We start from the raw sequence: 23491 nt of genomic DNA, 5'->3' as shown, positions 1-23491 counted from the left end.
TTGAGAAGAACATCTTCAAAAATTGTCTTTAAAAGTGCGAGTGTGGCGGAATAGGTAGACGCGTGGGACTTAAAATCCCATTCCGGTTTCGGAGTGTGAGTTCGATTCTCACCATTCGCACCACTTTTTTATTTTTGTGTAGAGAGTTGCCAGAGTTGGTCGAATGGACCGGTTTTGAAAACCGGCGAGGTTCACGCCTCCGAGGGTTCGAATCCCTTGCTCTCTGCCACTTTTTTTAATCATTTTATCTTGTTGTTGTTAAAATGATTTTGCTGGAGGTATAGCAAAGTTGGTAATGCCCGGGATTGCAAATCCTGTATGCGTCGGTTCGAGTCCGGCTACCTCCTCCAATTTATAATTCAAACAAGTATAATTAAAAATGTAATATTTTTTGCTAATTTTTGTCCGGCTTTGACCAGATTCTATTAGGGTAATATGTATTTATAATTAGAGTTTTTTATTATAAAACATATTAAATAAGGGAAAAAAATGGCAAATTTAGAAAATGGAACAGTAAAATGGTTTAATAGTGAAAAAGGATTTGGATTTATTCAACCAGATAATGGTGGAAAAGATTTATTTGTACACTTTAAACAAATTAATAACACAGGTTATGGAAGAGTATCATTAGAAGATGGTCAAAAAGTATCATTTGAAATAGGTGAAGGTCAAAAAGGTCCTCAAGCTCAGAACGTAACTGCTTTATAATATTTAATTTTATATGGCAAAAAGGGAAGGTAGTTTTACTATCTTCCCTTTTTTTATTTATAAAATTATACTTTTAAAGGGCTTTTCAAATATAATATCATTATTTAAAAAGGATCAATCATAAAATTTTTAATTTTAATTATTTTTTATATTAATTGTCTTTTTGCTTTACCTGAAGAGTTCAATGAAGAACGTTATAAATTAGGTGAGAAACTTTTTGAAGAGAAATGTTTTGCATGTCATTTAAAATCTACTTATAAGCAAGAGTACTTTGATGATTTTTTAAAAGATGGGGACAAAACTTTTAAGCTTTTAGCTCCAGCTGGTAATCAGATTTTAAATGAGCTTAAATTAAAAGTTAGAAGGGATACTTCTATTAAAACTCAATTAGAAGAGACAAGCGAACTTTTGATTGAGTATACATTTAATCCAGATATAATGCCTAATCTTGAAAATAGTGTTACCGATGATGAAATAAGAGATATTAATTATTATTTATATTTTATTGATGATTATTGATAATTAGTTTTTTTAAATTCCTATGTTATCATATTCAAAAAAGATGAGTTATTATGAATATTGAACAAAAATTAAAAAAGATTTCTTCACTAAAAGAATTAAGTCAATATGCCGATTACTCTTTAATTGATACTTTGACTTCTGACCCTCAGGCTTCAAGTGATGGAAAAAATCACTATCCAAGAGAAGTTTTCAATGGACACTATGTACCTGTAAATCCTACACCTATTCCAAATCCTATCTATATCTCTCATAGTAAGAGTTTCTTTGAAGAACTTGGATTTGATAATTCTTTAGCTTTAGATGAAGAGTTTATGAAAATGTTTAGTGGTGACATCTCAAGTGTTCCAAAACCTCTTAAAAATATCGGTTGGGCAACTGGATATGCCTTATCTATTTATGGAACAGAGTACTATGCTCAATGTCCATTTGGCACAGGAAATGGATATGGTGATGGTAGAGCAGTTTCTGTTTTAGAAGCTGTACTAAATGGTAAAAGATGGGAAATGCAACTAAAAGGTGGTGGCAAAACTCCATATTGTAGAGGTGCAGATGGACGTGCAGTTTTACGTTCTAGTATTAGAGAGTTTTTAGCACAAGAACACATGCATGCATTAAACATCCCTACAAGTAGGTCACTTACTTTATACACTTCAAATGATGAGACAGTAAATCGTCCTTGGTTTAATGAAAACTCACATTCAAAAGATCCAGAAGTTATGATAGAAGAGACAGTTGCTATCACTACTAGAGTTGCCCCATCATTTTTAAGGGTTGGCCAGCTAGAGCTTTTTGGAAGAAGAGCTAGAAAAAATGAACATCCAAATGCAAAAGAAGAGTTAAAACAAATTGTTTTACATGCTATTAGTAGAGAGTATGGTGAAGAGATAGAAGAAGATTTAGATTTTGAAGAGAAGATAATATTATTTGCATTAAAATTTAGAGATAGACTTACATCACTTGTGTCAAACTGGATTAGAGTTGGATATTGTCAGGGAAACTTTAATAGTGATAATACATCAGTTGGTGGATACACTTTAGATTATGGGCCATTTGGATTTATTGATGACTTTGACCCTAGATATCAGCCTTGGACTGGTGGAGGCATGCACTTTTCCTTTTTTAATCAGAGTGAAGCTGCTAGAAAAAATTTTAATATGTTTTGTTCTAGTCTTATGCCACTTTTAGAAAGCAATCAAAAAGCTTTAGAGAATCTAGCAGGAATTAGAGATGGTTTTGCTAAAGTGATGAATGAAAAGATGGATAAGATGTGGGCATTAAAACTAGGATTAGAAAAATTTGATGAAAGACTTTTTAATCAACTTATTGCTTTAATGATTGAGTCAAGTGCAGACTATACAATATTTTTTAGAGAATTATCAAAAATTCCAAAAGATATTTCACCGTTAGAAGTTTGTTTTTATCATAACCTAGATGAAAATCTAAAATCAAAATGGTCAATATGGTTAGATAATTGGAAAAGAAAATTAACAGCAACAAGTGAGCAATTAAAAAATATAAATCCTAAATATACATTAAGAGAGTGGCATTTAGTAGATGCTTATGAAAAAGCTTATGATGGGGATTACAGTTTAGTGCATGAATTGCAAGAAGTTATGATAAAACCATACGAAGAACAATCAAAAGAGATTGAAGAGAAGTTTTATATGAAAAAACCATTGGAGCTATTTGATATAGCAGGTATTTCTCATGTAAGTTGTTCTTCATAACATTTTTAAAAGAGTTATAAAATGAATTCGAAATATAAAATAGCAATTATTATAGGTGTATTATTAGTAGTTTTATCTATATCCATTACAAGTATTAATTATTTTGTTTCTTTAAATAATACTCAACAACAATTGAAAAATCAGGCATTGCCTCTATCTTTAGATAATATATATACTGAAATACAAAAACATATAATAGAACCATATTTAGTTTCATCAATGATGGCAAATGATACATTTGTTCAAGATTGGTTAATTAATGATGAAGAAAACTATAAAAAAATAGAGAACTATTTAAGTGCAATAAAAAATAAGTATCAAATGTTTACTACTTATTTAGTCTCAAATAAAAGTAAAAACTACTATACGCAAGATGGTTTTATAGAAACTATGACTAGAGATAATCCTAGTAATAATTGGTATTTTAGTTTTAAACAAAAAAGTAAAAACCATGAAATAAATTTAGATTTTAATAAAAATCTTTCAAATTCATTAATAATGTTTATAAATTATAAGATATTTGATAGAGATTACTCTTTTTTAGGAAGCACAGGTGTTGCTATAAAAATTTCCTATATAAATGATATGTTAAAAACTTTTAGACAAAAATATCATTTTAAAGTGTTTTTTATAAATAAAGATGCTGATATAGTTTTATCTGAAAAAGATAATTTTAAGTATAGTAGCTTAAGTGAGATAGATTATTTAAATAGTATTAAAGATGATTTAATATCAAAAGAATCAAAATCTTTTGAATACCAAGTTGATGGTAAAGAACATATCTTAAACACTAAATACATTCCCGAACTAGACTTGTATCTTTTGGTTGAGGCAAAAACAGAAGATTTTCTTGTACATGTAAAAGATATTTTTTACTTCAACTTAATTATTTCATTGTTTATCTCTTTTTTTATAATCATAACTTTAGTATATTTGATAAAAAATTATAATAAAAAATTAGAGCATTTAGCAGATTATGATATGTTAACAAGTCTTAATAACAGAAGATCTTTTAAATCAAAACTAAGTAGGCAAATATCAATACATCAAAGAAATAAAAACTCTTTAAGTTTGGTTTTTATTGATATAGATGATTTCAAAACTATTAATGATAATTTTGGACATGAAGTAGGAGATAAGGTTTTAATTAGAATCTCTAATATTTTAAAAAATAGTGTTAGAAAGTCTGATTTAGTTGCTAGATGGGGTGGTGAAGAGTTTATAATTGTTTTCATAAATAGTACATTAGAAGATTCAATTGTATCAATAGAAAAGATTAAAGGATTAATTCAAAGTGATTATTTATTAACTGAACTTGCAGGTTCTGATATAACTGCTAGTTTTGGAGTTACACAATTAAAAGAGAAAGATTCAATCGATTCTATTATAAACAGAGCAGACCAAGCAATGTATAGATCAAAAAGAACAGGAAAAAATAAAATAGAGAGTATATAATTGAGCCACTTGCAGATTATAAAAAACAACCCGTAATTTAAGCTGATTTAAATTTTAAAAAGTTGAATCAAACTTCAGATAAGTTATAATTTTTTACTACAAAAATTTAACAGAAGAGCGATTCAACTTATGGAAATTATTCTACCAAAAATATCTTCAAGTCTATCTAAAATGTGGACTAAGGTTTTAAATCTTGAAAATTCACTTTTTCCTTCTTTGAAAAGAGAGCTTCAATTAGAAGAGTTGTCAAATAAAGAGCAAAAGCTTATTAAGATATTAGACTTTGCTGCGATTGAAAAAAATATCACTGTCGTATCTATTACAAACACTCCAAAGCATAGAGAAGAGATTGCACGAGCATTTATTGCAAAGAGTGTTTACAATATCCAAACAACCAGAGACCTTATCGATAGACTTCATAGTGATAGAACGCTGAGGATCTTGTGTGGGTGGAGATATAAAAACGATATTCCAAGTGAGTCTAAATTTAGTAGAGTCTTTAAGGAGCTCAGTGAGCTTAAAATTGCACAAAAGACGCATGAGCAGTTTGTGAAGGAGTATCTAAGGGATACACTCTTTTTTTATAATGCAAGTGATGCAACAAAAATACCACTGAGAGAAAAACCTGTAAAAGTAGAAAAAGAAAAGTTTAAACCAAAAAGAAGAGGACGACCTAAAAAAGGTGAAACAAGAGAGCCTAAAACACCCAGTATCTTGCAGCAACAAGAAGATATGAAAACCACAAAGCAGATGCTATCTTTGGTATCAACGCAGTGTGGAGTTGGAAGAAAACAGAATTCCAAAGGCAACTTTGAAACATGGATAGGAGGGAAACTCCATATCAGTGTAGTAGATGGAGATATCCCTATTACTGCTATTTATTCAGGGGCAAATGTTCATGATAGCTCAGTAGCACTTCCTCTTATAAACGAGACAAGCAAAAAAGTATCATATCTTTATGACTTACAAGATGCAGGATACGACAGCAATATTATCAGAGATTTTTCCAAAAAACTAAATCATAGACCGCTTATTGATATCAATCCGAAGAACTCCAAAGAGTTAAAAGAAAAAATTCAACTTATAAAAGATGAAAAAAAGAAATTTAAAATTCTAAACCTTACTCAAAGTTTAGATACCCATCACTATAATCAAAGAAGTATGGTTGAGAGAGTCAATAAATACCTCAAAGAAGACTTTGGATGCAGTAATATTTATTATAAAGGAGCTACAAAAGTAGCTTCTGTTTTAGCATTTGGTATTTTATCAGTTTGTATTCATCAGAGTTTGAAACTGGTAACATAACTTTTAGCTAAAAACACTAAAAATTAGCCATTTTTAAAACTCAACCATCAAGCACGCACCCAATAATAGTTTTTTATCTAAAATTGACCCATAAAGCGGTAAAATGATTAAAAGTTTAAAAGATCTGCTTGATAAGCTTAGTAGGTTTACAAATTCACTAGTTTATGATGGTGGAATTTGCAAGCGGCTCTTATAAATATCATAATAGTTTAAAGTTAATATCCACTCTTTAAACTCTTGTAATTTTCTTGCTGCATAAAGTCCACCAATTAAAGCTCCCATAGATGAACCCGCTATTGATTTTATCTCATATCTTTGTGATTCAAGAGTCTCAATAACTCCAATATGAGCATAACCTCTAGCACCTCCACTTCCTAAAGCTAATGATATAGTTTTACTTTCTTTTATTTTCAAATATTTTTCCTCTTCAATTAGATTGTGAGCATAACAATAAACTGTTATTAAAACTAGGGTTAAAATTATTCTTATACTTTTTATTATCTATTTTAAATTTAATCGAAGATATAAGTATAAGAAAGACCAACCCATCTATCATAATCTTTATCCTGTAAAGCTGTATTCATCTGATCAAATTTTATAGAATAAATTGAATTACCATTATAATAATTAAATTTTATCCCCTCTCCAAAAAAATCTTTATCTCTATTTATATTGTATTGATCCTTATACTCATCTAGTATGTAAAAATAATCCAGATACTCATAATATATGTTAAAAGCAATATCCCAACCATTTGTTTTTTGAAGATTTATTTGTGAGTTAATGAAATTATCTGGATAGTTATTACCATATCTAAAAGACAAAATAGTTAATAAATCCCTTTTTGCATTACTTAATTCAGTATAAAAATTGTATGAAAAGTCTATTTTGTTTTTTTCAAACTCTTTTTTATATAACCTATGACCAAAATCATAAGAGACACCATAAATAGTTTTATCTCCTATTTGATTATCCCATCCTTGTGGATCATTTGCAGGAAGAATTGAATGTAGTCCCTCTTGAAGTTCTTGTGCATAAGCATACTTTCCTATATGTCCTAAAATAAGACCTAATGAATGATAATAGTTATTTGTAAATTTATAAAAATTATACTCTGTTTTTATGTATCCAGCATAGGGCATATCATAATCAGAAATATTTTTACTTTTAATATCATCAGGTGTATATATATCATGATTTATTAAAAAATTAAAACTATCATAATACTCACTGTCCATATTATCATACATCCATGACAACTTCATGTTATTTGTTAAATGCCTATCAGTATCATTGATAACATCATTTTCCATATGAAAAAGAAAAGAGTCGGCAAAAGTTAAATTAAAGCAAATTAAAAACAAAGCATATTTTTTCATTTAGTATCCCTATTATTTCACTTGTCCTACTTCATAAAATTTTCTAAAAAATTTATCAACTGGATTAATAAGTTTATAAATAACAGGAACAACTAAAAGTGTTAATATCATAGAACTAATAAGTCCCCCAATAATAGGTACTATCATAGGTGCAATCATCATAATCATAGATATGACAGAAAATACTTTTGCACCTTCTCTTCCATGATAGATATCCCTTACAATAGCACTGGTATTTACAACAGCAAATCCACCTCCAAGGGCTTGAAAAAATCTAAAAACCCAAAGTTGTTCAACACTAGAAGATAAACTAATTAAAAATGAGAAAATAATATATACAACTAATCCTGAAAAAATAAATATTTTTCTTCCATATCTGTCTGAAAGTGGACCACCTATTAATTGACCTAAGGCAAAACCTAAAAGGTATATGCTTAAAGTTATCTCTATTTGATCTATAGAGGTATAAAAATATTCAGACATCTGAATAAATGAGGGTAGATACACATCTATAGCCAAAGGAGTTATAGAAGTTAGCATAGCTAAAATCACTACAAAACCTTTTGGCATAATATATTTTTCATTTATATTCATTTAAGCTCTTTATTATTACAAATATTATTAAGCCAAAGTGAAACATTATTTAATATATTAAATAATGCATTATTTAGAGATTTGACTCCACCATATGAATCTAAAGTTTTAGTATCTATTTTGGATGTAAAAGTTTTTGAATCTACAATTTTATTTGTATGATTATCTATTAAAGATACTTGAATAACAGCTTTTACATAAGATGATTTTAAATCTTCACTGAAATATTGTTTAAAATCGATTATATTACTTTGTAAAATATAATCATCTTTAGTTATAGATTTATAACTTTGTACACTTTTAAAAATATCTAATTGATTTATCATATTAGTTAAATGAAATGAAACCATTTGATTAACGGGTGTGCTCCATCTAGCTTTTGAAAAAGGGTATTGTTTATGTTTTCCCTCAATATAGTTCATTTGTGTACTCATAAGAGTATTATCACTAAAGGATTGATTCACTTTGAGTGTTTTCTCTTTACACTGCTGTGAACCTTGGGCTTTTTGAAACTTTTCTATCTCAATTTTATACTCTGTGATATATGGCTGTTTTACAGCACATCCTGTCAATAAAATGATAAATACAAATACTGTAATAGTTTTTAACATGGGTTACTCTCCTGGACCTTTTTTAATCTCTTCTGTTTTAAAAATAATATCAGCTGGGCTTCTATTATAATTCTTCAATGACTCTTCAAGCTTTATCATAAGACTCTCTAGCTGTATCAAGGTATTATTAAGATTTGGTATGGTGTCTTTTGTGATCTCTTTAAAATTAAAATCCCCATTTACAATAGCTTTTTGCAGTTCGTTCATCGTAGCTCTTAAGGCTAAAAAACTTTGTGTGATCGAATCTAGATCTTGAAGAAAGCTTGTTTCAAAAGCACCTGTGTCACTTACTAGTTGATCTATTCTTGGGATAAGATTATCAGTTTTTTGAGTGATATTGTCTGCATTTTCTAAAATACTATGAAAATGGTTTATACTCTTTTCATCAAGGAGTTGTTCAAGTTTTGCCATAAATGATGCTGATTTGCTTAAAAGGATTGCTATTTGTTTTTGATTTTCATCATTTAAAAGATCTTCCCCTTTATTTAAGACATTGACAACCTTTTCAGAAACACTTCCCATAGAATTTTCAATATTTTTAAATAATGAAGGGGTTGTTTTTATAATAGGATACTCCTCCCCTTCTTTGGTTTTTAAAAATGGAGCATTATTATCTCCTAGATCAAGATTGATATAACTGAGTCCTGTGATCCCTTGGGAGGTAAGTTTTGCCACAGTTTGCTCTTTTACAGGGGTGGTTTTTAAAATAGTGATCAGGACTTCTACTTGTTCAGTATTTTTTGGATTTATTCTAATATCAGAAACTTTTCCTACATCAATACCTCTATATTTTACCACTGAATCAATATTAAGCCCCAAGACCGATTCATTAAAACGGATAAGGTATTGTTGTGTTGTATCTTCTTTGGCTGGTTTAAGTAACCAATAAGAAAATGAAAAAATCAACGTAAATCCGATAATTACTAAAAATCCTACAAATGTATAATTAACCTTATTGTTCATCTTAAATACCTTTTTTAAAAAATCTATCAATAAATGGACTCTGCACTGAGTCTATATGATCAAATGAGCCCTCATAAATAATCTTTTTATTATCAATAACCGCAAATCTATCCAAAGTATCATAGATAGATTTTAGATCATGTGATACCATCACTATGGTTAATCCCAACAGTTCTCTTAAGTTTAAGATCAAGCTATCAAAATCCCTTGCTGAGATAGGATCAAGTCCACTTGTAGGCTCATCTAAAAACAAAAGCTTTGGATCGAGAGCTAAAGCTCTTGCAAGAGCTGCTTTTTTTTTCATACCTCCACTTATCTGTGAAGGATAAAGATCAATATCGGAGAGTTGTAACCCTACGATACTAATCTTAAATTTAATGATCTCTTGTATCATAGTATCTTCTAGATCAGTATATTCTTTTAAAGCTAAAGCAATATTTTCTCCTATTGTTAAAGAGGAAAACAAAGCACCAAACTGGAAAAGCACACCCCATTTTTGTCTTAAAAACTGTGCGTCATCTACACTAATATGATTGAGATCATTTCCTAATATCTCTATAGTTCCCCCTTGGAACTCTTCTAACATAACTATTTGTCGTAATAAAGTAGTTTTCCCACAGCCACTTGGACCTAAGAGTCCATAGATTTCACCTTTGTTTATACTAAGGTTTAAACCATCATGAACCACTTTATCTCCAAAAACAGTTCTTACCCCTTGTACTTTTATGATCTCTTCCATTAGATACCCAAATTTGTAAAGATAATAGAAAATACCGCATCACAAATAATAACGGCAAAAATAGATTCCACTACACTTTTGGTCGTGTTGTATCCTATACTTTGTGTATCATCTTTTACCATCAAGCCTCTATAAATAGCGATAGATGCGATTAAGATAGCAAAAAATGGACCTTTAAAAATACCCACTAAAAAATGTCTTATCTCTATAACATTGCTAAACCTATCTAAAAATAGCTCAAAACTGATCCCCAAATTTACATTTGCGATCAACATCCCACCTAATATAGCAGAAATATCAGAGATAAAAATCAAAACAGGCATCATAATGATCAAGGCAAACACTCTTGGTAAAACCAAAAACATATGGGGATCAAATCCCATTGTACGCATAGCATCCAACTCTTGTGTGATCTTCATCGCTCCTATTTGTGCAGTAAATGCTGAACCACTTCGCCCAGCAATGATCACTGCAGTGATCACGGGAGACAACTCTCTTAACATAGAAAGACCTATCATATCTACTATAAAGATATTGGCTCCATACAGACTTAATTGATTGGCGGATTGATATGCTATCACTATCCCAACAAGAAAACTGCTCAGTGCAACTATAAAAAAAGCTTTTATAGCACTTTCATTTATCTCAAATAATATCTCTTTATATCGTATGGTTTTTGGTTTTTTTAGTATATAAAGTATATGGATAAATAACTCTCCCAAAAATGATAAAAAAGATAAAAGAGTCAGATAATAACTATACACTGTTTTTCCAAGTGATTTGATCATATTATCTTTCTTTTTCAAAGGTGTTGTTGAACTGCTTTGCATTGTATCTTGAATAAGTTTTAAGGTTTTTTCTACCTCTTCACTCTCAGTTTTTATTTGTATATTTTTGTTTTGTTGTAATAATTGATTATTGAGATCATGAATAAAGATTGCAGAAGCAGTATCTATAAAATCTAAATTTGTGAGATCAATTGTTATAGTAGTAACTTGAGAAAAATTTATATCATCAATCAAAAGCTGATATTTATGAATCTGATATAAGGTAAACTCTCCATTAAATAAAAGCGTCAAGCTATCATCTTGTATATCAAGTTTTAAAAATGAAGTTTTCAAGAGTTCCCTTTGTTTGATAAATTATCTTTTAAAAGCATTGAAACCCAATGGTATTTTTTAGAATTTTCACAAGCTAAATCAATAATCAAAGTTAAAGGGACAGCAAGAAACATCCCTAAAAAACCAAATATCCATCCCCAAATCACCATTGAACTAAAAACAACAAAAGTAGATAAGTTTAATCTATCTCCCATGATCTTTGGTTCTAAAAAATTTCCAACTACTATATTGACCACTAAATATCCCAATGAGATCAATACTGTATCAATCATAGTGAGTTGTAATAAAGAGATAAAAATAGCAAAAAATGCTGCTATAAGTGATCCTATACTAGGGATATAGTTTAATATAAAAGCTATTAAAGCGAAGAAAAAAGCATGGGGAAGTTGAAAATAAGATAATAATATCCAGATAAGAAACCCCGTCAATAAAGAGGTGAGTGTTTTAATTAAAAAATATCTATTGATGCTTTTAAAAAAAGTATCTATTATATTTTGATTCTCTTTTACATGTATAAGATGACTTAGCTTTTCTAAAATAGTATTTGATTCTAGTAATAAAAACATTAGTAAAAGAATAGTTAAAGATATATCCAAAAGGATATTCCCCATATTACTAAAAAAACCTGTGATATATCGGATCAGTTTGCCTGGTTCAATCGCTTTTATGACACTTCCCCATTCAAAAGATATATTAAACTGTTCAAAAAACAGGATAACTTTTGGGATCATCTCTTCATATTTATTTTGATAAAAACCAAGGTTTTGAATAATATCTTGATTTGTAGAGATAAAATAGGAGCTAAATAAAAATAGCATAAAAACAATAATAGAAAGTACCACTAAAGTACTGAATAGATTAGGTATAGAATATCTATTAAAAAACTTGATTAGTGGTAAAAATATAATAAAAAGAAAAAATGCTGTTAAAAAAGGCAAAATTATACTACTTCCTAGTTTTAATCCAACTATTATGATAATAAGATATGCCAAGGTAGCAAAAATATTTTTTTGTTCAGTGAGTATCATTGTTTTTCTCTTTTTTTAAATCTATAAACCAAAATAACCCTAAAGCAATTATCGCTCCAACCGTATCAGCTAACATATCCTTTTGAGCATCCCAAATATCCCCTTGAGAACCTAAAAACTCTATTCCTGTATTTCCGCCCTCTATTACAGCATATGCCCATTCTATTATCTCATAACTTGCTGCAATACTCATAATAAAAAACAAGCCAAAGAAAGAAGCGATAATTTTATTTGTATAGTGTTTTCGTACTAAAAACTCCACCATAGGATACGCATAAAAGCCTACCACAATATGACCTATTCTGTCAAAATGGTTTCTTTCAAAATGAAATAGCTCCGTTATAAAATCAAAAGGGACATTTGCAAAAGTATAATGTCCTCCAATAGTATGCCAAAACAGCCATAGTGACATTAAAGTATACGAAAGATTAGAAAATCGAAAGCTTTTATAAGTACTTATCAATAATAAATAGACAGCAACTACAGGGATAACTTCTACTATCCATACACTTCTATCAATAGGGTTTAAACCCAAAAGAATAAAAAATATTAAAAATATTACTGCCAAAATATGGGGGTAATGTCTCATTTTAAAACCTCTTTAGCTGCTAGTTTACCAATCTCTATCATTTGATATGCTTTTGTAAACTCATAAAAAGAACAACTTTCTCTTGATATATCAATGATAATATCAGCTTTATGATTTTGTATATAATATTTTGACAATACACTTTGAGCAGAATCTAAGGTCATACGTAATATTGAAGAGATATCATGTTTTATATCTTTTGGTTTTTGTTTATTTTTTTTACGTATCCAATTGAGTCGATATTTATCCGCAACACTACGTAACTCTTTTGGCAGTTTTTTTGGCAACAGACTTTCTGCTTTATTTAATAAAGTATTAAATTCATTATATAAAATCTCTTCCCTTGTAAACTGCTCTTTAGGAATTTCTATTATGTAAGTGTTTTTAATATTTGCATCTAAGTTAACGGCTATTTTTAAATCTGTTGCATCTTGTGAGATGAGATTTATAGGTAATGGGTTTAAAACTCCCCCATCTACTAAAATTTTATCATTTTTGTATACGGGAATAAAAATAGTGGGAATAGCGATAGAGGCTCTTATTGCATCTATTAATCTTCCTTTTTCAAATACTATGGTTGTTTGTGTGTTTAGATCTGTTGCTACTGCTTTGTACTTTATGGGTAAATCTTCAATATTAACATCCCCTATAAATGTTTTGATTTTATCAAATACTTTTTCAGCATCTACAAGTCCCCCATCAACGAGTGAAATCCCCAACAATTTGTATATATCGTAATAGTCAAGATTTAATACCCATTGTTTATACTCTTCTAGTTTTCCAACTGCATACAAGCCCCCTATCAAAGCTCCCATGGATGATCCAGCTATTGACTTTATCTCATAGCCTTTTTTTTCTATAGTTTCAATTACCCCTATATGAGCGTATCCCCTTGTCCACCACTGCCTAAAGCTAATGATACTGTTTTATTATTTTGTAGATCCAAAGTAGTTTCCTTTTTTAATCAAAAAATATAAGTATAAGAGATCCCAAACCATCTATCATGATCTCTTTTTTGTAAATGTATATTCATATGCTCAAAATTTAAAGAATAAATAGAGTCATCTCTGTAAAGGTTAAACTTAATTGATCCTCCCGTCAAGGTTTCATCTCTGTTTATATTATACTGCTGTTCATATTCATCCGTTATATAAAAATAATCCATATAATCGAGCCACTTGCAGATTATAAAAAACAACCCGTAATTTAAGCTGATTTAAATTTTAAAAAGTTGAATCAAACTTCAGATAAGTTATAATTTTTTACTACAAAAATTTAACAGAAGAGCGATTCAACTTATGGAAATTATTCTACCAAAAATATCTTCAAGTCTATCTAAAATGTGGACTAAGGTTTTAAATCTTGAAAATTCACTTTTTCCTTCTTTGAAAAGAGAGCTTCAATTAGAAGAGTTGTCAAATAAAGAGCAAAAGCTTATTAAGATATTAGACTTTGCTGCGATTGAAAAAAATATCACTGTCGTATCTATTACAAACACTCCAAAGCATAGAGAAGAGATTGCACGAGCATTTATTGCAAAGAGTGTTTACAATATCCAAACAACCAGAGACCTTATCGATAGACTTCATAGTGATAGAACGCTGAGGATCTTGTGTGGGTGGAGATATAAAAACGATATTCCAAGTGAGTCTAAATTTAGTAGAGTCTTTAAGGAGCTCAGTGAGCTTAAAATTGCACAAAAGACGCATGAGCAGTTTGTGAAGGAGTATCTAAGGGATACACTCTTTTTTTATAATGCAAGTGATGCAACAAAAATACCACTGAGAGAAAAACCTGTAAAAGTAGAAAAAGAAAAGTTTAAACCAAAAAGAAGAGGACGACCTAAAAAAGGTGAAACAAGAGAGCCTAAAACACCCAGTATCTTGCAGCAACAAGAAGATATGAAAACCACAAAGCAGATGCTATCTTTGGTATCAACGCAGTGTGGAGTTGGAAGAAAACAGAATTCCAAAGGCAACTTTGAAACATGGATAGGAGGGAAACTCCATATCAGTGTAGTAGATGGAGATATCCCTATTACTGCTATTTATTCAGGGGCAAATGTTCATGATAGCTCAGTAGCACTTCCTCTTATAAACGAGACAAGCAAAAAAGTATCATATCTTTATGACTTACAAGATGCAGGATACGACAGCAATATTATCAGAGATTTTTCCAAAAAACTAAATCATAGACCGCTTATTGATATGGAGTGGTAACATAAATTCAGACAAAGAATTTTAGAGATTCTGCGTTAAAATAAAAAATGAATAAGGGTTACCATGAGAAAATATAGTCAAGAGTTTAAAGACTCAACAGTACAATTAATTATTAACAATAATGAAAATGTAAAAGATATAGCAAAAGATTTAGATTTAAATCCAAAAACATTATATGCATGGGTTACTGCATATAAAAAAGAACATAATATTCCAATGAGGAATATTGAAATAAAAAGTACACTCAAAGAGAGTGAAGCTGAAGAGCTTAAACGCTTACGTAAAGAGAATAAGATTTTAAAGCAAGAAAGGGATATATTAAAAAAAGCAACAGCATACTTCGCAAAAGAAACTCTATAAAGTATGCCTGGATACAAAAACATACAAAGAGTTTCAATATCAATAAAATGTGTAAAATTCTAAAAGTAAATAGAGCTTCATATTATCATTGGGTAAAAGCTGGTTGTATTGTAAAAAAAGTAGATATTCAACTTAATGAACTTGTAAAATCTATATTTGTTTTTGGTAGAAATAATTATGGCAGTAGAAGAATTCAAGATAAACTAAAAGAACTCTATGGGCTTATTGTATCAAGAAGACGTATTTCTACTATTATGAAAGATTTGAATCTAAAAGTGAATATTAAAAGAAGATATAAAAATACTACAGATTCAAATCATAATCTACCAATAGCACCAAATATTTTAAATAGAGATTTTTATGCTTCAAATCCTAATGAGAAATATGTTGGTGATATTACTTATATTCCTACTGGAGAGGGATGGTTGTATCTTGCAACTGTAATTGATTTATATTCAAGAAAAGTTGTTGGATGGTCTATTGATGATAGTATGAAAGTATCACTTGTAAATGATGCTTTAGATATGGCAATTAAACATAGAAATCCACCTAAAGGACTTATTTGGCATACAGATCGAGGAAGTCAATATGCTTCTTATAGTCATAAAGATTTATTGCAAAAATATGGAATAATTCAAAGTATGAGTAGGAAAGGAAATTGTTGGGATAATGCAGTAGCAGAGAGTTTTTTTAAATCATTAAAAAATGAGTTAATTTATCAGAAATATTTCTATACTAAAAAACAAGCAAAACAAGAGATTTTTGAGTATATTGAGTTTTATTATAATAGAACAAGATCACATAGTTATCTTGGAAATTTATCACCTGTTAGATTTGAAGAAATCAATTTGATGTTACAAAATGAAATAGCTGCATAGAATTATAAAAAAAGTGTCTTATTTTAAGTTACCACTCCAATATCAATCCGAAGAACTCCAAAGAGTTAAAAGAAAAAATTCAACTTATAAAAGATGAAAAAAAGAAATTTAAAATTCTAAACCTTACTCAAAGTTTAGATACCCATCACTATAATCAAAGAAGTATGGTTGAGAGAGTCAATAAATACCTCAAAGAAGACTTTGGATGCAGTAATATTTATTATAAAGGAGCTACAAAAGTAGCTTCTGTTTTAGCATTTGGTATTTTATCAGTTTGTATTCATCAGAGTTTGAAACTGGTAACATAACTTTTAGCTAAAAACACTAAAAATTAGCCATTTTTAAAACTCAACCATCAAGCACGCACCCAATAATAGTTTTTTATCTAAAATTGACCCATAAAGCGGTAAAATGATTAAAAGTTTAAAAGATCTGCTTGATAAGCTTAGTAGGTTTACAAATTCACTAGTTTATGATGGTGGAATTTGCAAGCGGCTCAATTATTAATTAATATTCTAGTCTAAAACCTACCCCTGAAATATTGATTATGGTTTCTTTACCTATTTTTTTTCTTAGTTTATTCATTAGATTTTTTAGTGCTGAGTCTGTAGCTTCAAATTCATCATCCCAAAGATTTAGTTTTAACTCTTCATGTGAAACAACTCTATAACTATTTTTTATTAAAAAATCTAAAAGCATTAGTTCTTTTGAAGTTAGAGTAATGATCTCTTTTGTTTCTTTACTTGATAATATTTTTTTTGAAACATTATACTCAATACCATTATTGAAATCTATCATATATCTTGAATTGTCAATTATATCTTGAACACATTTTAATAAAGAATTTTTTAAAGTGTTAAAATCAATTGGTTTTGTTAAATAATCTACTAGTTTTAATTTTGTTGCTTCTAATAAATATTTTTTATCAGTATACGCACTTAGTAATATAACAGGTATTGTTTTATCTATTTTTCTTAACTCTTTAATGAAATCTATACCACTTAAAGTAGGAAGATTAATATCAGAGATAATTATATCTATTTTTTCTTTTTCTAGTATTTGCTTAGCTTCTTCTACATTATCCACATCATAAATGACATTACAAAATAATTCCAAAACTTTTTTTACATTTACTCTAATATTTTCTTCATCTTCCACATATAGTATTGATAAATTTTTTAAAATATTGCTTAATTTAGTATTTTCATTCATTTAGACTCTTAAAAAATAATAATAAAGGATATAATAATAAAATATAGATTAAACTAAGCAATGTTATAACAGTAAATATGTTTTTACACATAAAAATCTAATAAATATTTATGAAAAGCAAATATTAAGTAAAATCTAAGTAAAGTAACTCAAAAAATTATTCCAAATTATGTTTCAAAAAATTAGGAGAAAAATATGTTAGTTAAAAGAATACTTAAATATGCCTGTGTTTCTTTACTTCTTAGTTCATCTTTACATGCATTGAGCCTAAAAGATAGTGTTGAAAAAGTTATGGCTACAAATCCTGAAATAATTGCTGAAAAAAATAATCAGCAAGCGTTTAGGAAATATATTGATGAACGGGAAGCAAACTACCTTCCTAGAATTGATATTGATGGAAGAATAGAACAAAGTAGTATTGAAAGAGATTATGATGATAATAGAAATGGAACATTAACTGATGGTTCTGTTCAAGAAGATGGATATAATTTTGGAATTGCTTTAAATCAAATGCTTTATGATGGAGACTTAACACCAAGTCAAGTTAGAGAAGCAAAACATAATGATTTAGCTAATAAATACAGAACAACACTAAATATCGAGAATGTAGTATCTGATACAGTTAGTGCTTACACAGGACTTATCCAATATAAAGAAATGCTACAACTAACAAGAGACATGATTGAAACTAACCAAGATAATCTTCTAATAGCAAGAGAAAAAGAGGCTATTAGTGGAGAGGTTTTAGAAACTTATCAAGTTGAATCAAAATTAAGTTTTGTAAAAGAGAAATACTTAGAAGAAAAAGATTTACAAAGCTCTAGAATTAGTACTTTTAAAAGATATGTTGGTGTAGAACCAGATGGAAAAGAGTGTAGACCTTTTATAGATGAAAGTAAAATTCCTTCTTCTTTACAAGAAGCAGTAGAGTTAGCAGTTCTTAGAAATAGTGAAATTTTAGAACAAATTGAAAGAGTGAAAGCACAAAGAGAAAAAATAGCTCAAGCAGATGCTAAATTTTTACCAAACCTTAGTTTAGAATTAAAAGCTTTAACTGATAATGATTTATCATTAGATGAAAATGGTAAGGAAGATCAAGCTTTTGGTAGAATTAACTTAGCATGGAATTTATATAATGGTGGTGGAGACCATGCAGTTTCACAGCAAGAAGAATTATTCTTAGCTGAACAAAAAGAAAGACTAGATGCTATTACAAATAAAATTGTTGAATCGGTAAAAGTTAATTACCAAAGATATAACAAGAACAAAGATAGAATTAATGTTTTAAAAGATTATGTTGTAGCAAATGAAAATATTGTACAAGTTTATAAGAGTGAATTCGAAGCTGGAACTAGAACATTTGTAGATATTTTAGATGCTCAAACAGTTTTATATGAAGCGAAAAAAAGTTTATTAAATAGAGAATACGAACTATACTCTAATTACTATGAGATTTTAAATAGTTTCTCTATGTTAAGTGATACAATTTTAACATCAGAAACTCAATCTTGTTCAAATGAGATTAATACAACAACTACTGTTGCAAGTAATATAACTAATGAAGAAGTGGTAGAATCAAAACCTGTAAAAACAGCTGCTGTATCAGATGAGTTAAGTGCATTACTAGGGGATGAAACAGTTGAAGAAAAAGTAGAAGATACAGTTGAATCTCAAGTTGTTGAAACACAAGATATTCAAGCTTCTGAAAGCTTTGTAGATTCATCAAGTGTAGTTTCTTACACATCATTTTTAGATGCACCAGAAAAGAGTTATACATTAAATATTACAACTACTAAAGGTTTATCAGCAGCTAATCAATTTGTAATAAATAATGGATTAGATGATAATAACTCATTTAGATATGAATTTGGACCTGGAATGAAAAGTGCAAAGGTTATTTATGGTATATTCTCTTCTGTTAAAGAAGCAAAAGAAGCTATGAAGTCTTTACCAGCTTCAGTATTAGCTCATAAACCATATATTGATAATGTTAGTAAACATAAAAAATTATATGCAAAATATCACTAGGATTTACTAATATAAAAAAGGGATTTCTTGGAAAAGAGTCATTCAAATACAATTGAAAATGAAACACTAACAAACCTTAAAGACAGAAGAAAAGTAGATGACCTTTTAGGTTGTCTACTTTTTTTATCTAAGTACCACAATAGAGAAACTTCAGCAGAATCCTTAACTTTTGGATTACCTATTCATAAATCTTCTATGAATATTTCAATGTTTCATCAAGCTGCTTCAAGAATAGGTTTAAAAACAAAAACAGTTAAACGTACAAACATAAAGGATATAACAAAACTAGCCTTACCTTCAGTATTGATTTTAAATAAGAATAGAGCTTGTGTTCTTCTTGATTATGATTTAGAAACTGGAATAGCAAGTGTTATTTTACCTGGATTAATTGCTGGCGAAACTCAGATGCCCATTGAAAAATTAGAATCAGAGTATACAGGTGAAGTTATAATTATAAAGCCTGAATATAATTTCAATAATAGAATTGAAAAAGAAGTAAAAGTAGAAAATCCTAAAGAATGGTTTTGGGGAACACTTTTTAGAAATAAAGGAATTTATAAACAAGTAATTATAGTATCTTTATTTATTAATTTATTTATTTTAGCAACACCTTTATTTACTATGAATGTTTATGATAGGGTTTTACCTAATAATGCTATTGAAACACTTTGGGCACTATTTATAGGGATTGCTTTAGTAATGTTTTTTGACTTATTATTAAAGGTTATTCGAGCTCACTTTTTAGGAATAGCTAGTAAAAGAGCTGATACTATTATTTCAAATAAGATATTTAATCATTTATTAAATATAAAACTTGATGCTAAGCCTGCTTCAACAGGTCAATTTGTTAGTAGATTACAATCTTTTGAGAATGTTAGAGAATTTTTTACTAGTGCAACAATTGCAGCTTTAGTGGATTTCCCTTTTGTTATAATATTTATATTAGTTATATATTATATTGCTGGACCTCTTGCTTTAATTACTATTGCAACTGTTCTTATATCAATTATTTTATCTTGGTATTTACAAAGACCTTTAAAAACTATTATTGAAAAATCAGTAAAAGAAGAGCAGATTAAACAAACTACTTTAATTGAAGCAGTTGCAGGGTTAGAAATTATAAAAAGTGTGAAAGCACAAAATAGAATGAAAACTCATTGGGATCAATCTGTAAATAAAACTGTACATTATGCTGATAAAGGACATTTTTTATCGCAATCAATTACTTATACAACTGCTTTTATATCTCAATTTTCTAATATAGCGATTGTTGTTGGTGGAGTTTATTTAGCGCAAGATGGAGACATTACAATGGGTGCTATAATTGCTGCTATGATTTTGAACGGTAGGGTTATTGCTCCAATTTCTCAAATAGTAGGAATGATTATTCGATTTGATAGGACAATGTTGTCTTTAAATAATTTAGATGAAATTATGAAAATGCCAGTAGAAAAAGAGAATAAAACATACATTAGTAGACCAAATCTATCAGGAGATATAGAGTTAAAAGATGTTGAGTTTTCTTACAAAGACCAAAACCATCAAACACTTAAGAATATAAATTTAAAGATTAAAAAAGGTGAGAAAGTAGCTATTTTAGGAAAGATAGGTTCTGGTAAATCAACTTTATTAAAATTGATTAATAATTTATATGAACCTACAAAAGGTTCTGTTTTAATTGATAATTTAGATACTAGACAAATTGATCCAACAGATTTAAGGCATGCTATTGGATCTGTTCCTCAAGAACCATTTTTATTTATGGGTACAATTAAAGATAATTTAACTATTGGAGAACAATATGTTTCAGATGAAGAGATTTTAAGAGTTTCTAAAATTGCAGGACTTGATGAATTTTTAGGTAAGCATGAAGCAGGATATGATTTACTAGTAGGTGAAAGAGGTGAAGGATTAAGTGGAGGTGAGAGACAATCTGTTACTTTAGCAAGAGCTTTGATTTCAGATCCAAATATAATTATGCTTGATGAACCAACAAATTCAATGGATAGACAAACAGAGAAAGCATTTATTAATAGATTGCAAAATATAGTTGCTGATAAAACATTAATTGTAGTGACACATAAAACATCATTACTTCAATTAGTTGATAGAATTATTATTGTAGAAAATGGTAAAATTGTTGTTGATGGACCAAAAGAAGAAGTTTTCACCGCAAAAGTAGGTTAAAGAATGGACAAAAAATATGATAATTTAGATGATATTCTTAGTTTAGAAAATAATGAACATCTTACAATAGTAGAACCAACAATAAAAAGTAATTTAAACAATGAAGAAAAATCACAACAAGAGAAATTAAATAAATCAATAGAAACAAGTTTTGAAGAACCCAAATTAGAAAAAAAAGAAAAAACAGGTTTTATTAATTGGGTTAAAAGACTTTATGGCTTAGAAGAGGATGAAAAAGAAGATTTAAATTTTATTTACTCAAGCTATGCAACTTCAAATGAGGAGCCAGGAAGAGTATCTAATACTATTTTTCTTATTATTATTTTTGTTTTTATCTCTTTACTAGCATGGGCTGCAATTGCCGAAATTGATGAGTTAGCTAGGGGTGATGGTAAAGTAGTTCCTACTGATAAAATTCAAACTGTACAATCTTTAGATGGAGGTATAATTTCAGAGATTTTTGTAAAAGAAGGAGATACTGTAAAAAGAGATAATCCTTTAATGAAAATTGACACTACAAGATTTCAAGCAAGTTTGGAAGAGAGTAAACAAGAATACTTAGCTCTTTTAGCAGTAAAAGCAAGATTAGAAGTTGAAGCAAATATCAATATAGATGATCCTTTACCTAAACTTGAGTTTGATAAAAAAGTTTTAGATGACAGCTCAAGATATGATATTACTGAAAAAACACTTTTTGAAAACAGGTTTAGAGAGCTTCAATCTTCAATAAGAGTTTTAACAAGTCAAAGAAATCAAAAAAGACAAGAATTAAGAGAAATTCAAAGTACAATTTCAAAATTAAGTGATAGTTTAGGATATATAGAAGAGCAAAGAAAAACTATAAAAAAACTTGTTGCTAGAGGTGTTAAGTCAAAATATGATTTATTGGATATTGAAAAAGAGTATACTCAAACCAAAGGTGATTTAGATACTGCTAGATTATCTATATCAAGATCAAGATATGCAATTAATGAATCTGAAAGTAGGATTAATGAAAAGATAAATACATTTAGATCTGAAGCTTCAAATGAACTACAAAAAACAGTTAGTCAAATTAATAGATTTGAAGCTAAATTAGTAGGTGATCAAGATAAAGTTGCAAAAACAACTATAGTTTCACCAGTTGATGGTATTATTAAGCAATTGAACTTTAATACAATTGGTGGAGTTGTTCAATCAGGTGTTGATTTAATTGAAATAGTTCCATTAAGTGATGCTTTAGTTGTAGAAGCAAAAATTGATCCTCGAGATATTGCTTTTATTAATCCAAGTCAAAAAGCAATTATAAAAATTACAGCTTATGATTTCTCTATTTATGGGGGACTTGAGGGTAAGATTATTGATATTTCTGCAGATAGTATTATAGATAAAGAGTCTAAAGAAGGAAGAAGTTATTATAGAGTTTTAGTAAAAACAAATAAAAACTATTTAGAAAAAGATGGTAGAAAGCTTCCTATTATTCCTGGAATGGTGGCATCAGTTGATATTGTAACAGGAAAGAAAACAATTTTAGATTTTATTTTAAAACCTATACTTAAAGTAAAACAAGACTCACTTCATGAGAGATAATTTCATCTCTCACAAATTAAAAAAACACTACAAAATTAAAAAAAAACTTTTTAGAGACTTTATTTTTGTAATATATTAGAATATAAATATGTATTCTAATTAAGGCAAGAAATATGTACCAAAAAGATGACTTACTTATTGAAGATGAAATACTTGATATAAACGATATGGAGTGGATTAGAGAGTCTACAGAAATATTAGACAATGTTAAGTATAACGTATACCAAGGTGTTGGAAATAACTCATTGGTAAAATTACACATCATAGATGAAATATTATTTGAACTATAAATCTGGA

23 protein-coding genes and 3 tRNA genes are annotated in these 23491 nt (G+C 28.7%); 15 read left to right on the top strand and 11 right to left on the bottom strand.

The features are described 5' to 3' along the window. Window positions 1–36: 36 nt before the first annotated feature. The 7 genes from APAC_RS12060 to APAC_RS12030 all read left to right on the top strand — a co-directional run bounded on the left by APAC_RS12060 (window position 37) and on the right by APAC_RS12030 (window position 5717). Window positions 37–123, top strand: a tRNA-Leu gene (locus APAC_RS12060). 17 nt (window positions 124–140) lie between these two features. Continuing rightward, window positions 141–229, top strand: a tRNA-Ser gene (locus APAC_RS12055). Between the two features lie 45 nt (window positions 230–274). Then, window positions 275–350: transfer RNA gene (locus APAC_RS12050), tRNA-Cys, on the top strand. A gap of 139 nt (window positions 351–489) precedes the next feature. Continuing rightward, entirely contained in the window at window positions 490–708 is a 219-nt protein-coding gene (locus APAC_RS12045) for a cold-shock protein (protein ID WP_130234343.1), read from the top strand. A gap of 572 nt (window positions 709–1280) precedes the next feature. Beyond that, a complete protein-coding gene (locus tag APAC_RS12040) occupies window positions 1281–2957 on the top strand; it encodes a protein adenylyltransferase SelO (RefSeq protein ID WP_130234342.1) in 1677 nt (558 codons plus the stop codon). A 21-nt stretch (window positions 2958–2978) separates the two neighbouring features. Next, window positions 2979–4412 (top strand): sensor domain-containing diguanylate cyclase, encoded by a 1434-nt coding sequence (locus APAC_RS12035; RefSeq protein WP_130234341.1) that lies wholly within the window; start codon window positions 2979–2981, stop codon window positions 4410–4412. Window positions 4413–4541: 129 nt separating this feature from the next. Then, entirely contained in the window at window positions 4542–5717 is a 1176-nt protein-coding gene (locus tag APAC_RS12030) for a transposase (RefSeq protein WP_130233614.1), read from the top strand. Between the two features lie 162 nt (window positions 5718–5879). Here the strand turns inward: APAC_RS12030 and APAC_RS13470 are convergent, their stop codons facing one another. The 10 genes from APAC_RS13470 to APAC_RS11980 form a co-directional block, all read right to left on the bottom strand. Then, a complete protein-coding gene (locus APAC_RS13470) occupies window positions 5880–6131 on the bottom strand; it encodes a patatin-like phospholipase family protein (RefSeq protein WP_130234340.1) in 252 nt (83 codons plus the stop codon). A gap of 98 nt (window positions 6132–6229) precedes the next feature. Beyond that, a complete protein-coding gene (locus APAC_RS12020) occupies window positions 6230–7096 on the bottom strand; it encodes a lipid A-modifier LpxR family protein (protein ID WP_130234339.1) in 867 nt (288 codons plus the stop codon). 12 nt (window positions 7097–7108) lie between these two features. Further along, window positions 7109–7690, bottom strand: a complete 582-nt coding sequence (locus APAC_RS12015) for an MFS transporter (RefSeq protein WP_130234338.1) — start codon at window positions 7688–7690, stop codon at window positions 7109–7111. After that, on the bottom strand, window positions 7687–8301 hold the full coding sequence (locus APAC_RS12010; RefSeq protein WP_130234337.1) for an ABC-type transport auxiliary lipoprotein family protein: 615 nt from the start codon (window positions 8299–8301) through the stop codon (window positions 7687–7689). Before APAC_RS12010 ends, APAC_RS12015 begins: the two co-directional genes overlap by 4 nt. Before the next feature lie 3 nt (window positions 8302–8304). Beyond that, a complete protein-coding gene (locus APAC_RS12005; RefSeq protein ID WP_228255920.1) occupies window positions 8305–9264 on the bottom strand; it encodes an MlaD family protein in 960 nt (319 codons plus the stop codon). A gap of 1 nt (window position 9265) precedes the next feature. Beyond that, window positions 9266–10003 (bottom strand): ABC transporter ATP-binding protein, encoded by a 738-nt coding sequence (locus APAC_RS12000; RefSeq protein WP_130234336.1) that lies wholly within the window; start codon window positions 10001–10003, stop codon window positions 9266–9268. Then, window positions 10003–11124, bottom strand: coding sequence for an ABC transporter permease (locus APAC_RS11995; RefSeq protein WP_228255919.1), 1122 nt, complete (start codon window positions 11122–11124; stop codon window positions 10003–10005). Before APAC_RS11995 ends, APAC_RS12000 begins: the two co-directional genes overlap by 1 nt. Continuing rightward, a complete protein-coding gene (locus APAC_RS11990; RefSeq protein WP_130234335.1) occupies window positions 11121–12152 on the bottom strand; it encodes an AI-2E family transporter in 1032 nt (343 codons plus the stop codon). The genes APAC_RS11995 and APAC_RS11990 overlap by 4 nt, the downstream gene beginning before the upstream one ends. Continuing rightward, the gene (locus APAC_RS11985; RefSeq protein ID WP_196781791.1) at window positions 12139–12720 is read right to left on the bottom strand and encodes a DUF2238 domain-containing protein; all 582 of its coding nucleotides are present in this window, start codon (window positions 12718–12720) and stop codon (window positions 12139–12141) included. Before APAC_RS11985 ends, APAC_RS11990 begins: the two co-directional genes overlap by 14 nt. Window positions 12721–12737: 17 nt before the next feature. Then, window positions 12738–13580: a patatin-like phospholipase family protein gene (locus APAC_RS11980; protein ID WP_237673365.1), complete on the bottom strand. Its 843-nt coding sequence runs from the start codon at window positions 13578–13580 to the stop codon at window positions 12738–12740. A 459-nt stretch (window positions 13581–14039) separates the two neighbouring features. Here APAC_RS11980 and APAC_RS11975 point away from each other — a divergent pair, with 459 nt between their 5' ends. The 4 genes from APAC_RS11975 to APAC_RS13300 all read left to right on the top strand — a co-directional run bounded on the left by APAC_RS11975 (window position 14040) and on the right by APAC_RS13300 (window position 16506). Further along, complete coding sequence (locus APAC_RS11975; RefSeq protein WP_130234332.1) at window positions 14040–14960, top strand: transposase; 921 nt, start codon at window positions 14040–14042, stop codon at window positions 14958–14960. A 63-nt stretch (window positions 14961–15023) separates the two neighbouring features. After that, on the top strand, window positions 15024–15320 hold the full coding sequence (locus tag APAC_RS11970) for a transposase (protein WP_044416656.1): 297 nt from the start codon (window positions 15024–15026) through the stop codon (window positions 15318–15320). Next, the gene (locus APAC_RS11965; RefSeq protein WP_119173274.1) at window positions 15278–16198 is read left to right on the top strand and encodes an IS3 family transposase; all 921 of its coding nucleotides are present in this window, start codon (window positions 15278–15280) and stop codon (window positions 16196–16198) included. Before APAC_RS11970 ends, APAC_RS11965 begins: the two co-directional genes overlap by 43 nt. Before the next feature lie 164 nt (window positions 16199–16362). Next, on the top strand, window positions 16363–16506 hold the full coding sequence (locus APAC_RS13300; RefSeq protein WP_170170167.1) for a hypothetical protein: 144 nt from the start codon (window positions 16363–16365) through the stop codon (window positions 16504–16506). Window positions 16507–16705: 199 nt separating this feature from the next. Here APAC_RS13300 and APAC_RS11960 read toward each other — a convergent pair whose 3' ends face one another. After that, window positions 16706–17410: a response regulator transcription factor gene (locus tag APAC_RS11960; RefSeq protein WP_130234331.1), complete on the bottom strand. Its 705-nt coding sequence runs from the start codon at window positions 17408–17410 to the stop codon at window positions 16706–16708. 195 nt (window positions 17411–17605) lie between these two features. Between APAC_RS11960 and APAC_RS11955 the strand changes: the two genes are divergently transcribed. The 4 genes from APAC_RS11955 (at window position 17606) to APAC_RS13295 (ending at window position 23484) form a co-directional block, all read left to right on the top strand. After that, on the top strand, window positions 17606–19438 hold the full coding sequence (locus APAC_RS11955; RefSeq protein ID WP_130234330.1) for a TolC family protein: 1833 nt from the start codon (window positions 17606–17608) through the stop codon (window positions 19436–19438). 27 nt (window positions 19439–19465) lie between these two features. Continuing rightward, on the top strand, window positions 19466–21625 hold the full coding sequence (locus APAC_RS11950; RefSeq protein ID WP_130234329.1) for a type I secretion system permease/ATPase: 2160 nt from the start codon (window positions 19466–19468) through the stop codon (window positions 21623–21625). Window positions 21626–21628: 3 nt separating this feature from the next. After that, window positions 21629–23194 carry an HlyD family type I secretion periplasmic adaptor subunit gene (locus APAC_RS11945; RefSeq protein ID WP_130234328.1) on the top strand — a complete coding sequence of 522 codons (1566 nt, stop codon included), beginning with the start codon at window positions 21629–21631 and terminating at the stop codon, window positions 23192–23194. Window positions 23195–23307: 113 nt separating this feature from the next. Continuing rightward, entirely contained in the window at window positions 23308–23484 is a 177-nt protein-coding gene (locus tag APAC_RS13295) for a hypothetical protein (protein WP_170170166.1), read from the top strand. The last annotated feature ends 7 nt before the right edge of the window (window positions 23485–23491 follow it).

It is taken from the genome of Malaciobacter pacificus, from assembly GCF_004214795.1.
In the GTDB taxonomy this organism is placed as follows: Bacteria; Campylobacterota; Campylobacteria; order Campylobacterales; family Arcobacteraceae; genus Malaciobacter_A; species Malaciobacter_A pacificus.
This window is presented reverse-complemented; position numbering and strand designations above follow the sequence as displayed.

Bases quoted from the DNA above. Each gene is read 5' to 3' on its own strand.
- APAC_RS12000 (WP_130234336.1), bottom strand. From the start codon at position 10,003: ATGGAAGAGATCATAAAAGTACAAGGGGTAAGAACTGTTTTTGGAGAT.
- APAC_RS12005 (WP_228255920.1), bottom strand. From the start codon at position 9,264: ATGAACAATAAGGTTAATTATACATTTGTAGGATTTTTAGTAATTATC.
- APAC_RS13295 (WP_170170166.1), top strand. From the start codon at position 23,308: ATGTACCAAAAAGATGACTTACTTATTGAAGATGAAATACTTGATATA.
- APAC_RS11990 (WP_130234335.1), bottom strand. From the start codon at position 12,152: ATGATACTCACTGAACAAAAAAATATTTTTGCTACCTTGGCATATCTT.
- APAC_RS12040 (WP_130234342.1), top strand. From the start codon at position 1,281: ATGAATATTGAACAAAAATTAAAAAAGATTTCTTCACTAAAAGAATTA.
- APAC_RS11970 (WP_044416656.1), top strand. From the start codon at position 15,024: ATGAGAAAATATAGTCAAGAGTTTAAAGACTCAACAGTACAATTAATT.
- APAC_RS13300 (WP_170170167.1), top strand. From the start codon at position 16,363: ATGGTTGAGAGAGTCAATAAATACCTCAAAGAAGACTTTGGATGCAGT.
- APAC_RS11975 (WP_130234332.1), top strand. From the start codon at position 14,040: ATGGAAATTATTCTACCAAAAATATCTTCAAGTCTATCTAAAATGTGG.
- APAC_RS12030 (WP_130233614.1), top strand. From the start codon at position 4,542: ATGGAAATTATTCTACCAAAAATATCTTCAAGTCTATCTAAAATGTGG.
- APAC_RS11960 (WP_130234331.1), bottom strand. From the start codon at position 17,410: ATGAATGAAAATACTAAATTAAGCAATATTTTAAAAAATTTATCAATA.
- APAC_RS12010 (WP_130234337.1), bottom strand. From the start codon at position 8,301: ATGTTAAAAACTATTACAGTATTTGTATTTATCATTTTATTGACAGGA.
- APAC_RS12035 (WP_130234341.1), top strand. From the start codon at position 2,979: ATGAATTCGAAATATAAAATAGCAATTATTATAGGTGTATTATTAGTA.
- APAC_RS11945 (WP_130234328.1), top strand. From the start codon at position 21,629: ATGGACAAAAAATATGATAATTTAGATGATATTCTTAGTTTAGAAAAT.
- APAC_RS11955 (WP_130234330.1), top strand. From the start codon at position 17,606: ATGTTAGTTAAAAGAATACTTAAATATGCCTGTGTTTCTTTACTTCTT.
- APAC_RS12045 (WP_130234343.1), top strand. From the start codon at position 490: ATGGCAAATTTAGAAAATGGAACAGTAAAATGGTTTAATAGTGAAAAA.
- APAC_RS12020 (WP_130234339.1), bottom strand. From the start codon at position 7,096: ATGAAAAAATATGCTTTGTTTTTAATTTGCTTTAATTTAACTTTTGCC.
- APAC_RS12015 (WP_130234338.1), bottom strand. From the start codon at position 7,690: ATGAATATAAATGAAAAATATATTATGCCAAAAGGTTTTGTAGTGATT.